Below are 12,939 nucleotides of genomic sequence, written 5' to 3' on the forward strand. Positions count from 1 at the left end.
CACTTTTAAAGGTATTCAATACGGTTTCTACCGTTTCGTTTTGCTTTGTAAAGTGCAGTATCGGCACGTTCGATTAAAGAACTCCCCGTATCGGAACGTTCAGGAGTCGTTATGCCGATACTGACGCTCATGGTTATTTTTTTATCCTCAACCGTAATCGGTAGAGCATTAACGGATCCGATAATACGCTCTGCTACTTTTAAACCGACCGGTAAAGAAGCGTGTTGAAGAATGGCAATAAATTCTTCTCCTCCGTAACGGATGAGAGAGTCCTCTTCCCGTAACGTATTTTTGATCCGTTGCGATATTTCACTGAGGACTTGATCCCCGATTAAATGCCCATACGTATCGTTTACCGCTTTAAAATGGTCCAAATCGATAAATATAACGCAAAACGGTATGGAAAATTGGACAAAATTACGCAAATTTTTTTCGGTTTCCATCTGCGCATGTTCTTTGCGTAAGGCACCGGTCAAGGGGTCATACAAAGAATTCATATCGGGTAATTCAAGTAGATTTTTCAACCGCGATGCTGCAATGCAATGGCAGACAATCCTCTCTTCTTCCGGGTAGACTATGATCACATGCGGTTGTTCATCATACAATATGTCACATAACGGGCATGCCTTGATCCCCTGTTTGATTTGGTATAACGACATAAATTCATCCCATGATGAGGGCAACGAATCATTTTCCTGAAGCGGATCCGGAGAAACTCTCTTACCCGTTTTTTTATCAAAAGAGAGGGTTTGAGAACATACCGATTTCACGAAACCGTTGTCCCTTTTAAAATAAACTCTACCGCCTGCCGGGTGGAACGGAACGTTTTAACTTCCCCGATCGAAAGGTCCAGATGGGTCATCGCCTTGGCGATATTTTTACTGATACCGGTTAAATACGCTTGCGAACCCATCATCGATATGGCACTGTAGAGCTTCCGCAGCTGATTGGCCACTTCGGTATTGACATCGAAAATGGCATTGATATCGATAATAACATGCTCGGATTCAAGACGTTCGAGGGTCCCGAGAATTTTATCAATTACTTGAATAACCCGATTGGAATCGAGTGTCCCCACAATAGAGACAAGTAAAATCCCTTTCCAGATTTCACTAATCGGAGCTTCACGTTCAGAGAGTTCTGCAGTTGATGCCTGCTGAATCCGATTGTTTTCCTGCAATACATTAAAAATGAGACGAGACGTCAGCGATTCGAAAAATGCAGTCATTTTTGCAGCGATTTCGTAATGAAATACCCCTTTTTTATCGAGAGCTTTAAACAAAGGGAATTTTAGATAGCAGGTGTACACCGAGTTTCGAAAATTGTAAAAACGTTCATCCCCCCGTATTTCGGCTACTTTTTTCAAAAAATTGGACAGCGCAACCGATTCATCACTCATCGGATCAAGATCGCTTTGCAAACACTCCTCAAAGAAACTCAGAAAATCGGCATAATAGCGCATTTCACTCTCCCGTTCTTCGGGGGAAAAATACTCAATCCACCCCTCTATCAGTGCACTTCTCTCCTGCCGTACGATATCGACTAACGGGTTTAAAAGCTCATTCATGCTATTTCCTTCTTTTTAATATAAATGATCGACGCATCATCCGAAAGTGACCCGCAAAAATATAAGACAGCACACATTGCTGCATTGGTCTGACTTCCGAATATTGTAGCACTCAAGTTTTCAAAACATCCTTTAAGCACTCCATCACTGGTAATCAAAAGTGGACCTGAAGCAGATAATTCAAACCGACCGTGTGTCGATCGACTGTAATGGGTTCCAAGACTCCCGGCATGCAGCGAATGGGAAATGTAGCTATTCTCGGACGGTTCCCAGAGGGTCATATTCCCAAGCCCTGCAAATAGGAGTTCGTCCGGTTCGACAGCACCGACGATTAAATCACAGCTTCGAGCATTTTGTTCCAATAAATAGCGGTGAAGCGATTTGAAAAAATCGTCAATTGTCAACATAGAGTGACAATGGCGTTTAAAAAAATCCATAATGACCATAGCAGCCGCAGCTGCTTTCAACCCATGACCGGATACATCCCCGAAGGCAATGAGTCTCCCTTTTTGAAGTGAAAAATCCCCATTATAATTTTCATCAAACGGTATGGAAAGCCAATCTACCTGTTCATCGGCAGTGATTCTACCAAAATAAACAACGGTACCGTGTAGTGATTTTTTATTCAGTGAAACAATTTCCAATTGATACCCGTCTGTCGAATTTAGGGAACTCAACCCGATCCCTAACGACGATTCGGTAAAGGTGGAGTACCCTTTTTGCAATGCAAGTTCCGTATTTCCGATCCCGATTCCGCGGTCACACGCTGCCAAGGCGAGAAATCCCCCTTTTTCGAGAAGCCACAATTCACCGTTGCTTTGAGCATGTTTCAGAATATTGCTTCCCAACTCCATAACGGCGAAAAGATAGATCTCTCTTTCATGAGAATCGGAAAAAAAGTGCCCGATTTCGATTTTTGCATAAATAATATCACTTTTATTGGTGACCAAAAAACGGCGCAGACGTTTCAAAGCAAATATCCCCACTCCAGGCTATTGGCTTGATCGGCATGATAGTTATTGATAATCATGTTTTGCTTAATCTCTACACCGGTCTCAGTGCGAAGCTTATTTAAAATGGTATTCGATTTAAATTCAAAAAAATCGACGGCATTTCCGAAATAGAGGAGAAAAAAACGGTCTGCCATCGTTCTACATGCCCGGATATCCCCCTCTTTTACCTCCATAAGTTCGCCTGAGGGGGAAAAATCTTGCAGTAATATTCCGATCTTGGTCAAAAGCTTATCGCCGTGCGAAAGACCGAAACGGCTATTGATCTCTTTGAATCCCTTAATGTCAAACTTTAGCAACGAGATACGCAGTCCTTTCGCAACCCCTTTTTTGATAAAAACCAAAAGGGCATTGCGGTTAAATAACGAGGTGAGCGGATCTTTATAAAAAAAGGTGTTCCGCGCAATTTCAAGATTGGGTAAATAAATCCCTTCTGACTCTTCAGCAATAGTGTAGCGCTCAACATTAGCAAGAAATATTTCGGTTAATACCGGATCAATATGCCCCTCTTCCGCCATGCTTTTCATCAATTCAACCGCTTTTTCGGCACTCATTCTATCCCGATACACACGGCGGCTCGTTAAGGCATCATAGATATCGGCAATCGCTAAAATCCGGGCACCCAAAGGGATCTCTTCACCCGCAAGACCATCAGGATACCCTTTTCCGTCCATTCGCTCATGATGGTGCCGAACGAGAGGAATCAGATGGCGCCAGCTCTCCATCCGGTCGATGATGACCCCCGAGAGGGTACTGTGTTGCTGAATCATCTCGTATTCGGTTTTACTCAAACGCTCCGGCTTGAGTAAAACCGCATCCGGAATCCCTATCTTCCCCAAATCGTGCACCAACCCTCCAAAATAGAGATCTCCGATTTCCTGTTCGGAAAGCCCTAATGTTGTCGCAATCTGTGCTGCAAGATGGGCAACCCGCTTAGAGTGCCCCTTGGTATAGGCATCGCGTAACTCTATCGTAGCGACTAAAGCATCTACAATCTGCTCCTCATTGCTTTTTTCATTTGAATGGCCCATTTAACCCCATCTATTTTTGTATCCGAGTTACTTACAACATTATTCGACATATTTATGAATATACTCTTATGACTCTTTGATAAATATAAAATATTTTTACCAAATACAGCAAAAGTGTTATTATTTATATGAATTAAAATGATACAAAACACCCTATAAGACCATTTTAGTTTCTACCAATCTCACACAGCTATTTCTCATATTTTATTACCCGTATTTTTCTTTTTTTTAAATTATTTACTGTACCATGTAATCATAAGTGATTATAAGGAATAGTTAATATGATTATTAATATATAATTAGTTTTATTCATATTTGTTACTGCCGCGTTTTCATCTGAAAACGTTAAAATCGGCATTTTAGCATTTCGTTCCAAAGCCGAAACAGTAAAAGAGTGGGGAGCGACAGCACGCTATCTACATCAGATAGAGCCCCAATATACTTTTACAATTCTCCCGATGGACTACCCCGAAATCAATAAAGCGGTCAGAAACAAACAACTTGATTTTATCATCACCAATTCCGGCCATTACGTATATCTCGAAAAGCAGTATCATATTTCACGTATTGCAACAATGATGCGTTTTCAAAACGGCCAATGGATTGATCGTTTCGGGGGGGTTATTTTTACACAAAGCGGACGCTCTGATATCAATACGATCGATGATCTCAAAGGGAAAACCATAGCTGCGGTTGATGCCGAATCTCTGGGAGGCTATGCAGCTCAGAGGTTTGAACTGTTTCGGTATGGAATGGATGCAGAGAATGCCCATATGTATTTTACCGGGATGCCCCATCATAAAGTAATCAAAGAGGTCCTTGCGGAAAAAGCCGATGCCGGATTTATCCGTACGGATGTTTTGGAAAGTATGTCACGCGAAGGGAGTATTGATCTAAGTGAATTCAAAATTATTCATTCTCAAAAATCAAAAGAATTTCCTTATCTTCTTTCAACGGCACTCTACCCCGAATGGCCTATTGCACGGTTGATACACACACCCAAAGAACTCTCCAATAAAGTAGTTATCGCATTACTTCGGCGTCATATTGACACCAAAACATCTAAAGAGGGGGACATAGGATGGTCATCTCCGCTGGAGTACAGTGAAATACATGAAATGTTTCAGGCACTCCGAATCCCTCCCTATGACAAGCCTGAAATCTTTACGTTAAAAGACATCTGGGCTAAATACGGAATCATGATTTTTTCTTTCGCATTTATTACCGTAATCTTTTTATTAATAATGGGGTGGATGTACCGTAAAAACTCATATGAAAAAGCCTATGTCAAATCAATTCTCGATGTTTCACCGAATCCTACTATTGTAACCAATGGAGAATTCTTAATCAGCGCAAACAAAGCTATGCTTGTTTTTCTGGGATATAAAAGCTTTGAGGCTTTAAAAGATAACCATAATTGTGTGTGCGATTTTTTTGAAGAGGGGGACACGGATGAATATCTCCAGCCAAAAATGGACGATCAGGTATGGATTCAATACGTTTTATCCCACCCTGAACGTGAGCATAAAGCCAAAATCACAATAAGTAGCAAAACCACAATTTTTAAAATTGATGTATCCAAGGTAGGGGATAAAAAACAATTTCGTGCAATTGCCATCTTTACGAATATCTCATTGATGCTAAATCAATCAACGAGCGACGCCCTCACCCATGTTGCCAACCGACTCCATTTTGATCTACTTTTTGAACACGCTTTACATATTGCACAGCGAGAAAACACTCCCTTAAGCGTCATATTTTTTGACATTGATCATTTTAAAAAAGTGAACGATGTGTTCGGTCATCTGGCAGGAGACGACGTATTACGCCAGATTGCAGCTTTGGTAAAAAATATGCTTCGGCAAAGCGATGTGATCGCGCGATGGGGAGGAGAGGAATTTATCATCCTTCTTCCCAAAACAGCGGTGGTTTTTGCAGCACAAGTCGCTGAAAATTTGCGTAAAACGATTGAACGTGAAAATTTTAATGCAGTTGGACACATCACCTGTTCGTTCGGAGTCAGCAGTCTGCGTGAAAATGAGGTTGAAGATACGTTGGTGCAACGCGTTGATGGGTTACTCTATAGTGCAAAAGAAAAAGGACGAAATAGAATCGTAGTAGGGTGAATGTTACAGTGATAGCACACAATCTTATTTAAGGCGCATGCGTAAAAAAACTGCAACGGATTTAAGAAGTTAGGTACACAATAAGCCGGGTTCTGGATTAGTGATAATTAATCTACTGCCCTGATCACTCAGGGCCTCTAGCGAAACAATAGCGATGTAGGACGCTAACCATCTGTTTCTTGCTGCGCGGTTGGGTTTACATAGCTCTTCTGATTACTCAGAAGACTGGTGGGCTCTTACCCCGCCGTTTCACCCTTACCCTGCTTTTGCAAACAAGGCGGTCTACTCTCTGTTGCACTGTCCCTCACGTTACCGTGGCCATCCGTTAGATGGAACCGTGTCCTACAGCAGCCCGGACTTTCCTCTTGAATTTGTTGTTCAAGCTATCACCTGTGTACCTGATGCAATTATACGCAATCTATTATTAAGATCACTAATCTGCACCGTAAAACCGTTAACTATGAAAATACTAAAGGGGAAAGATCCATCAAAGAAGAAAAGGTTTTCCCGCAAGAGCGGGAAAATAAAAGGGAATTACGATGCCATTGCCGCTTGTGCTTCAAGGGCATATTTTTTGCCCAAATCGTACGCTTTATTATTTACATCGTGTACTTTTGCAGGTACTTTTGAAAGCATGACGCTGCGAAGCAAATCATCATCCAACGCTTTCATAAAAGTATTAGCAATTGACAATGCTACAACGGATTGAGTAATAACGTTTCCGATTTCATCTTTCGCAATGGTAATAATGGGGATCTCAACAATGTTCCATCGTTTGCGATCTTCCTCAGTCGGATGAACTAAATTTGGTTCGACAACAATCGTTCCGCCCTCAGAAACACCGTTTTTGAAAAGGTTATAGCTCGCTTGCGCAACGGAGAGCATGAAATCGATCTCACCGTCATTTGCATACGGATAGAAAATCTCTTCATCGTCCAAAGTGATATCAACAACGGTCGGTCCGCCGCGAACTTGTGATGTATAGGTTGCGGTTTTGAGACCGTGTCCCCCCTCTTTTATTTTTGCGGCAGCGAAAATTTCACCCGCAAGAAGTACACCTTGTCCACCAACACCTGTAAATCTCATTAATGTTCTAGCCATTGTGTATCTCCTTAAATTTTCTTCGCGAAATCGTCTTGAGTGATCGCTTTTCGCTTACCTTGATGATAAGCCTGAACGTCTTTATACATATCGCAATATTCTTTCGCGTTTTCGTCGTGCTTCAAAACACCCGTAGGGAATTTATTCATTTTTTCTTCATCCGAAAGCGCTTGCCATTTTTTCAACGGTGTAGTGATACTGTCGATCCATGCAAGGTTTTCCATAGCGCTTGCCATTTTGTTTTTACGGCCAAGGTTGATATGGCAGTTTGACATAATATCAAAAAACGCAAAACCGTTGTGCTGGAACCCTTTTACCAATACTTTTTCCAATTTTTTCGGGTCAAGCATCGTCTCACGCGCTACGAAAGAAGCACCCGAAGCGATTGCAAGGTTACAAGCATCGAACGTTGGGTCGATATTCCCCGATTTTTGGCTCACTGTCCACATACCCTGCGGAGTCGTCGGTGACGTTTGTGAATTGGTCAATCCGTAAATAAAGTTATTGATTACAATAAATTTAATGTCGATGTTACGGCGACATGCGTGAATCGTATGATTACCGCCGATTGCCAATGCATCGCCGTCACCCGCTACACAGATAACTTTTTTGTCAGGAAATGCCAATTTAATACCGGTTGCAAACGCTACCGTACGACCGTGTGTTGTATGAACCGTGTTAAAATCGACATACGATGAAAAACGGCCTGAACATCCGATACCGGAAACAACACACACTTCGTTTTGATCCCATCCGCATGTCTCGATTGCACGGATAACCGCTTTCAGGATAACACCGTCACCACATCCCCAACACCAGAGTGTCGGCATTTTTTCTAAACGTAAATATTGGTCATAATTGAAAGCCATTAGATGATCTCCTTCACTTTGTTAACGATTTCATACGGAGAGATAGCTCGTCCGTTCACTTTGTACAAACCGTGAATATCGAGACGGCTTGCAACACGCTCAACTTCTTCGGTGTATTGACGAATGTTCAACTCAACACACAGGACATTTTTCACTTTGTCCGTGAAATGTTTGATACGTGTTGCCGGGCTTGGCCAAAGGGTAATCGGGCGGAAAAGACCCGCTTTGATCCCTGCTGCGCGAAGGTGACGGATCGACTCTTTTGCAGCCAACGATACCGAACCGTACGCGATGATCAATACATCGTTTTCTTCGAGATCGTCACACATATACTCTTCGTTTAATTCCAATTCATCCGTGTGCATCATGACTTTATCTTCAAGACGCTGGATCAATTTACGGCACGTTTCGATCTCTTCGGTCGGGAACCCTTTGCCGTCATGGTGAAGCCCTGTAAAGTGGTAGCGGTATCCTTGAAACATCGGATTAAGAACCGCTGCTTCATCATCACCGACACCGTACGGACGGTAATCTTCCGGTGCTCCCGTAAAAACTTTACGAGGAACGATCCCTTTTTTAACCTCTTCAACCGTTGGGATCATCGCTTTACCGTGCATGTGCCCGATCGTTTCGTCTAAAAGGACGATAACCGGCTGCATGAAACGGTCCGCAAGATTAAACGCACGTACTGTTTCCGTGTAACACTCTGCAAGGTTACCCGCACACAGGGTGATTGAACGGTAGTCACCGTGAGAGGGGTTACGTGCCTGACGAACGTCACCTTGGGATACACGTGTCGGAAGACCTGTTGATGGACCGCCGCGCATAACGTTAACCAGTACCAAAGGAACTTCCGCCATTTGAGCCAAACCAAGGTTTTCTGCTTTAAGCGATACTCCCGGACCTGATGTAGCGGTCATTGTTCTGACACCCGCCATACCGGCACCTACTGCCGCAGCGATACCTGCAATTTCGTCTTCCATCTGAATACATGTTCCGCCAACTTCAGGCAAAAGATCTGAAATGGTATGCATAACTTCAGATGACGGTGTAATCGGATACCCTCCGAAAAACATACATCCTGCGTCTACCGCAGCTTCAGCCGCCAAATCGTTACCGGTTGAAATTATTTCTCTCAATTCCATACTATCTCTCCTTAAGCGCTAAGCTTCATGTATTTATTTTTCTTGATAGCTTCTTGTCTCTCTTTTGACTCATCCGTAAGTTTTGAGAATTTAAATTCTGACTTGTCGGCTACATAAATAGCAAAGTCAGGACAGGTAAGCTCGCACTCGTTACAACCGATACAAGAGTGAGGAGCAATAATTTCAACCATTGCCCCCAATGTTGACGTCGGTTCCAGTCTCATCGCAAGTACACCGGCAGGACACACAGAGACACAGATATCGCATGCTTTACATCTTGCTTCATCAACCCACACCGGAGTATTTTCAGGCGCTTTAATTATTGACATTTCTTCTCCTTTGATAAATTCAACTAATTTATTTTGCCTGTTGCACACGATACAAAACTCTTGGCCTTCAGTATCGTATTTTCAACAAGCCCTCTATTCGAATGACTTAGAGGATATCCGAGTTTTATTAATATAGACTTAAAAAGTGCTAATTGCGCCTCGTCCGCTATTGTTGCGGTTACGGTACGAGGCTCGCACGTCGTGTCAACACTAACCTCTTGGAAACCGGCTTCTTCAAGGGCTTTTGTAATCGTATTGGCGCATCCGCCGCAACGAATATTATCTACCTCAAAGATCTCAGTCATTATTTGTTCATTACCTCAGCGATCGCTTTACCGATGTCCGCCGGGGAAACAACCACTTTTACACCGGCCGCTTCAAGAGCAGCCATCTTTTCTGCTGCCGTACCGGCACCGCCGGAAATAATTGCACCGGCATGCCCCATCCGTTTGCCCGCAGGCGCTGTTTGACCGGCGATAAATGCAACAACCGGCTTCGTGATATGTTCTTTAATATAGGCAGCTGCCTGAATCTCAAGATCTCCGCCGATTTCGCCGATCATAACGATCGCATGCGTTTCCGGGTCCGCTTCAAACATTGGTAAAAGCTGTTTGTAGCTCAAACCGATGATCGGATCCCCGCCGATACCGACAGCCGTCGTAATACCGAAACCTTCTTTAACAACCTGATTGGCTGACTCATAGGTCAATGTCCCTGATTTAGAGATCAGTCCGATATTCCCTTTTTTGAAAATGAAACCCGGCATGATACCGATTTTGCACTCATCAGCCGTGATAATTCCCGGACAGTTCGGCCCGATGGTCATCATGTTTTTCTTCGTAGCATACGCCTTTGCGTACATCATATCTTTGACCGGAGCACCCTCGGTAATGATTACCGCAAGGGTGATCCCCGCATCAGCCGCTTCCATAACCGCATCGGAAACGAAAGCGGGCGGAACAAAAATCATAGAGACCGTTGCTCCGGTAGAAGCGACAGCGTCGGCAACCGTATTAAATACCGGCTGTCCCAAATGCTCTTGACCGCCCTTGCCCGGCGTAACGCCGCCGACGATTTTGGTACCGTAGGCCAAACACTGTTCGGCATGGAAAGTACCCTCTTTACCGGTAAAACCTTGTACGATTACTTTTGTATCTTTGTTAACCAAAATAGACATTAATTATGCTCCTTTCGCTGCTGCAACGGCTTTTCGTGCACCGTCTGCAAGGTCTGTTGCAGCGATAATGTTTGAAATACCTGCATTGTTAAGAATATCAGCCGCTTCGACTGCATTGGTACCATCCAATCGAACGATGACCGGAACGTCTACTTTTGTAAGTTTTGTTGCATCCAAAATACCGTTCGCAACACGGTCGCATCGTACGATTCCACCGAAGATATTGACAAAAATTGCTTTAACGTTCGGATCTTTCAAGATAATCTCGAATCCTTTCGCCACCGTTTCGGCACTCGCACTTCCGCCGACGTCGAGGAAGTTTGCCGGACGGCCCCCTTCGTAGTTGATCGTATCCATTGTACCCATCGCAAGACCGGCACCGTTTACCATACAACCGACATCACCGTCGAGTTTGATGTAGCTAAGTCCGTATTGACCCGCTTCGATCTCGGTAGGCTCTTCCTCACTTAAATCACGCATTTCATGTACTTCATTTTGACGGTAAAGGGCATTGTTATCAAAGCCCATTTTTGCATCCAGTGCCAAAAATTTACCGTCACCCGTTTTAATCAACGGATTGATTTCGATCATCTCCGCATCATGGTCCATGTACACTTTGTACAAAGCCGATGCAAATTTAATGAACGTATTGATCTCTGCAACCGGCAAACCGAGACCGAAGGCCAATTTACGACCATGAAACGATTGAAAACCGGTCAACGGATCGATTGAAACTTTGATGATTTTTTCCGGGCTGTCATGAGCAACGTCTTCGATCGCCATCCCCCCTTCCGTAGAAGCCATCATCACCGGCATTTCAGACGCACGATCGAGAAGAATGCCAAGATAGTACTCTTTGGCAATGTCGGCACCCTCTTCAATGTATACTTTTTGAACCAGCTTACCTTCCGGGCCGGTTTGGTGCGTTACCAATTGCATTCCTAGAATTTCATGAGCCAAAGCACGTACTTCTTCGGTTGAACGGGCCAATTTGACACCGCCGCCCAAACCGCGCCCACCGGCATGAATTTGAGCTTTGACAACCCAAATCGTGCCGCCTAACTCTTGTGCCGCTTTGACAGCTTCATCGGGTGTTAGGGCAATGTGGCCACGTGGAGTGGGCACATTATATTTTTTGAATAACTGCTTCGCTTGATATTCATGTATATTCATAATTCCTCCTGTTTTAAATTTACGCGATCGGTCTTGTCATCTCTTCGGGGACGACATATTTATCAAACTCTTCTTCGCTCAACAATCCGAGTTTAACGGCAGTCGCTTTTAACGTCGAGTTCTCTTTGTGTGCGGTTTTGGCGATTTTCGCCGCATTTTCGTATCCAATATACGGATTCAATGCCGTCACCAACATTAACGAATTATTTAGGTAGTGATCGATTTGATCCCGTACCGGCTCGATTCCAACGGCGCAGTTGTCGTTAAACGAGACAATTGAATCGGCCAATAAACGGACCGATTGCAAAAAGTTATAGGCGATAACCGGTTTAAAAACGTTCAGCTCGAAATTTCCTTGGCTTGCCGCAAAACCGATTGCCGCATCATTCCCCATCACCTGACAGGTGACCATCGTGACCGCTTCGCTTTGCGTCGGGTTCACTTTACCCGGCATAATCGATGAACCCGGTTCGTTTTCAGGAATCGTAATTTCGCCGATTCCGCAACGCGGCCCGGAGGCTAGCCAACGGACATCATTGGCAATTTTCATCATATCGGCTGCCAGTGCTTTTAGCGCGCCATGAGCAAACACAAGGGCGTCGTGTGATGTCAACGCATGAAACTTGTTCGGAGCGGTAATGAATTGGTGTCCCGTAAGCTCACTCAATTTAGCAGCAACACGACTCCCGAGTTCAGGATGAGCGTTCAGCCCTGTACCGACTGCCGTACCGCCAAGGGCAAGCTCACGAACCGATTCGAGAGAATCCTTCGCCATCTTTTCACATTTATTGAGCATCTCTACCCATCCGCTAATCTCTTGACCCAATGTTAACGGAGTTGCATCTTGCAAATGGGTACGTCCGATTTTGACGATATCACTGAATCCCTCTGCTTTTGCTTGCAATGTTTTACGTAAATGCTCAATTGCCGGAAGAAGGCGAGTTTCGACAGCAATAACCGAGGCTACGTGCAACGCGGTCGGATAGGTATCGTTCGAACTTTGCGACTTGTTGACATCATCGTTCGGATGAACCAATTTTTGGGTACGGAAATCACCGCCGAGGATCTCGGTTGCACGAGAAGCCAACACTTCGTTATTGTTCATGTTCGATTGGGTTCCCGAACCGGTTTGCCATACGACAAGCGGATAGTGCTCATCAAGTTTACCCTCAAGCATCTCATCAGCTGCCTGTGCAATGGCATCGGCTTTCTCTTTGCTAAGCATCCCAAGATCGCAGTTGACCAATGCAACCGCTTTTTTCAAATAGGAAAATGCACGGGTAATTTCATACGGCATCTTCTCTTCGCCAATCTGGAAATTTTCTAAAGAACGCTGAGTCTGCGCTCCCCAGTAAGTGTCATTCGGAACCCGAACTTCACCCATTGTATCTTTTTCTACGCGAAAATCCAT

The 12,939-nt window shown here is 44.1% G+C and carries 13 protein-coding genes and 1 other RNA gene; 1 reads left to right on the plus strand and 13 read right to left on the minus strand.

The genetic code is table 11. The features are described from left to right. Window positions 1–5: 5 nt before the first annotated feature. Genes M0P91_RS02870 through M0P91_RS02885 form a run of 4 tightly spaced genes read right to left on the minus strand, consistent with a single transcriptional unit; the run spans window position 6 to window position 3,608 of the window. A complete protein-coding gene (locus M0P91_RS02870; protein ID WP_295064245.1) occupies window positions 6–770 on the minus strand; it encodes a GGDEF domain-containing protein in 765 nt (254 codons plus the stop codon). Further along, complete coding sequence (locus tag M0P91_RS02875; RefSeq protein ID WP_295064248.1) at window positions 767–1,567, minus strand: STAS domain-containing protein; 801 nt, start codon at window positions 1,565–1,567, stop codon at window positions 767–769. Before M0P91_RS02875 ends, M0P91_RS02870 begins: the two co-directional genes overlap by 4 nt. Then, complete coding sequence (locus tag M0P91_RS02880; RefSeq protein ID WP_295064251.1) at window positions 1,564–2,538, minus strand: SpoIIE family protein phosphatase; 975 nt, start codon at window positions 2,536–2,538, stop codon at window positions 1,564–1,566. Before M0P91_RS02880 ends, M0P91_RS02875 begins: the two co-directional genes overlap by 4 nt. Continuing rightward, a complete protein-coding gene (locus M0P91_RS02885; RefSeq protein WP_295064254.1) occupies window positions 2,535–3,608 on the minus strand; it encodes an HD domain-containing phosphohydrolase in 1,074 nt (357 codons plus the stop codon). The genes M0P91_RS02880 and M0P91_RS02885 overlap by 4 nt, the downstream gene beginning before the upstream one ends. A 356-nt stretch (window positions 3,609–3,964) precedes the next feature. Here M0P91_RS02885 and M0P91_RS02890 point away from each other — a divergent pair, with 356 nt between their 5' ends. Then, window positions 3,965–5,734, plus strand: a complete 1,770-nt coding sequence (locus M0P91_RS02890) for a diguanylate cyclase (protein ID WP_295064481.1) — start codon at window positions 3,965–3,967, stop codon at window positions 5,732–5,734. A 65-nt stretch (window positions 5,735–5,799) separates the two neighbouring features. On the opposite strand, the gene rnpB is transcribed toward M0P91_RS02890, so the two are convergent. The 9 genes from rnpB to fumC all read right to left on the minus strand — a co-directional run bounded on the left by rnpB (window position 5,800) and on the right by fumC (window position 12,939). Continuing rightward, window positions 5,800–6,136, minus strand: an RNA gene (gene rnpB / locus M0P91_RS02895) — RNase P RNA component class A. Between the two features lie 132 nt (window positions 6,137–6,268). Continuing rightward, window positions 6,269–6,835 carry a 2-oxoacid:acceptor oxidoreductase family protein gene (locus tag M0P91_RS02900; protein ID WP_295064256.1) on the minus strand — a complete coding sequence of 189 codons (567 nt, stop codon included), beginning with the start codon at window positions 6,833–6,835 and terminating at the stop codon, window positions 6,269–6,271. Between the two features lie 11 nt (window positions 6,836–6,846). Next, entirely contained in the window at window positions 6,847–7,704 is an 858-nt protein-coding gene (locus tag M0P91_RS02905; protein ID WP_295064258.1) for a 2-oxoglutarate ferredoxin oxidoreductase subunit beta, read from the minus strand. Then, on the minus strand, window positions 7,704–8,849 hold the full coding sequence (locus M0P91_RS02910) for a 2-oxoglutarate synthase subunit alpha (RefSeq protein WP_295064261.1): 1,146 nt from the start codon (window positions 8,847–8,849) through the stop codon (window positions 7,704–7,706). Before M0P91_RS02910 ends, M0P91_RS02905 begins: the two co-directional genes overlap by 1 nt. Before the next feature lie 11 nt (window positions 8,850–8,860). Then, on the minus strand, window positions 8,861–9,178 hold the full coding sequence (locus M0P91_RS02915; protein ID WP_295064264.1) for a 4Fe-4S dicluster domain-containing protein: 318 nt from the start codon (window positions 9,176–9,178) through the stop codon (window positions 8,861–8,863). 23 nt (window positions 9,179–9,201) lie between these two features. Next, complete coding sequence (locus M0P91_RS02920; RefSeq protein WP_295064267.1) at window positions 9,202–9,483, minus strand: heavy-metal-associated domain-containing protein; 282 nt, start codon at window positions 9,481–9,483, stop codon at window positions 9,202–9,204. After that, window positions 9,483–10,355 carry a succinate--CoA ligase subunit alpha gene (sucD, locus tag M0P91_RS02925; RefSeq protein WP_295064269.1) on the minus strand — a complete coding sequence of 291 codons (873 nt, stop codon included), beginning with the start codon at window positions 10,353–10,355 and terminating at the stop codon, window positions 9,483–9,485. Before sucD ends, M0P91_RS02920 begins: the two co-directional genes overlap by 1 nt. Before the next feature lie 3 nt (window positions 10,356–10,358). Then, window positions 10,359–11,528 (minus strand): ADP-forming succinate--CoA ligase subunit beta, encoded by a 1,170-nt coding sequence (gene sucC, locus M0P91_RS02930; RefSeq protein ID WP_295064270.1) that lies wholly within the window; start codon window positions 11,526–11,528, stop codon window positions 10,359–10,361. 19 nt (window positions 11,529–11,547) lie between these two features. Beyond that, entirely contained in the window at window positions 11,548–12,939 is a 1,392-nt protein-coding gene (gene fumC / locus M0P91_RS02935; protein WP_295064273.1) for a class II fumarate hydratase, read from the minus strand.

It is taken from the genome of Sulfuricurvum sp. (assembly GCF_023229695.1).
GTDB lineage: Bacteria > Campylobacterota > Campylobacteria > Campylobacterales > Sulfurimonadaceae > Sulfuricurvum.

What these genes read in the sequence shown, in the direction of transcription:
- sucC (WP_295064270.1), bottom strand. Translation starts at nt 11,528, where the DNA reads ATGAATATACATGAATATCAAGCGAAGCAGTTATTCAAAAAATATAAT.
- M0P91_RS02915 (WP_295064264.1), bottom strand. Translation starts at nt 9,178, where the DNA reads ATGTCAATAATTAAAGCGCCTGAAAATACTCCGGTGTGGGTTGATGAA.
- M0P91_RS02910 (WP_295064261.1), bottom strand. Translation starts at nt 8,849, where the DNA reads ATGGAATTGAGAGAAATAATTTCAACCGGTAACGATTTGGCGGCTGAA.
- M0P91_RS02920 (WP_295064267.1), bottom strand. Translation starts at nt 9,483, where the DNA reads ATGACTGAGATCTTTGAGGTAGATAATATTCGTTGCGGCGGATGCGCC.
- M0P91_RS02905 (WP_295064258.1), bottom strand. Translation starts at nt 7,704, where the DNA reads ATGGCTTTCAATTATGACCAATATTTACGTTTAGAAAAAATGCCGACA.
- M0P91_RS02900 (WP_295064256.1), bottom strand. Translation starts at nt 6,835, where the DNA reads ATGGCTAGAACATTAATGAGATTTACAGGTGTTGGTGGACAAGGTGTA.
- sucD (WP_295064269.1), bottom strand. Translation starts at nt 10,355, where the DNA reads ATGTCTATTTTGGTTAACAAAGATACAAAAGTAATCGTACAAGGTTTT.
- M0P91_RS02875 (WP_295064248.1), bottom strand. Translation starts at nt 1,567, where the DNA reads ATGAATGAGCTTTTAAACCCGTTAGTCGATATCGTACGGCAGGAGAGA.
- fumC (WP_295064273.1), bottom strand. Translation starts at nt 12,939, where the DNA reads ATGGATTTTCGCGTAGAAAAAGATACAATGGGTGAAGTTCGGGTTCCG.
- M0P91_RS02885 (WP_295064254.1), bottom strand. Translation starts at nt 3,608, where the DNA reads ATGGGCCATTCAAATGAAAAAAGCAATGAGGAGCAGATTGTAGATGCT.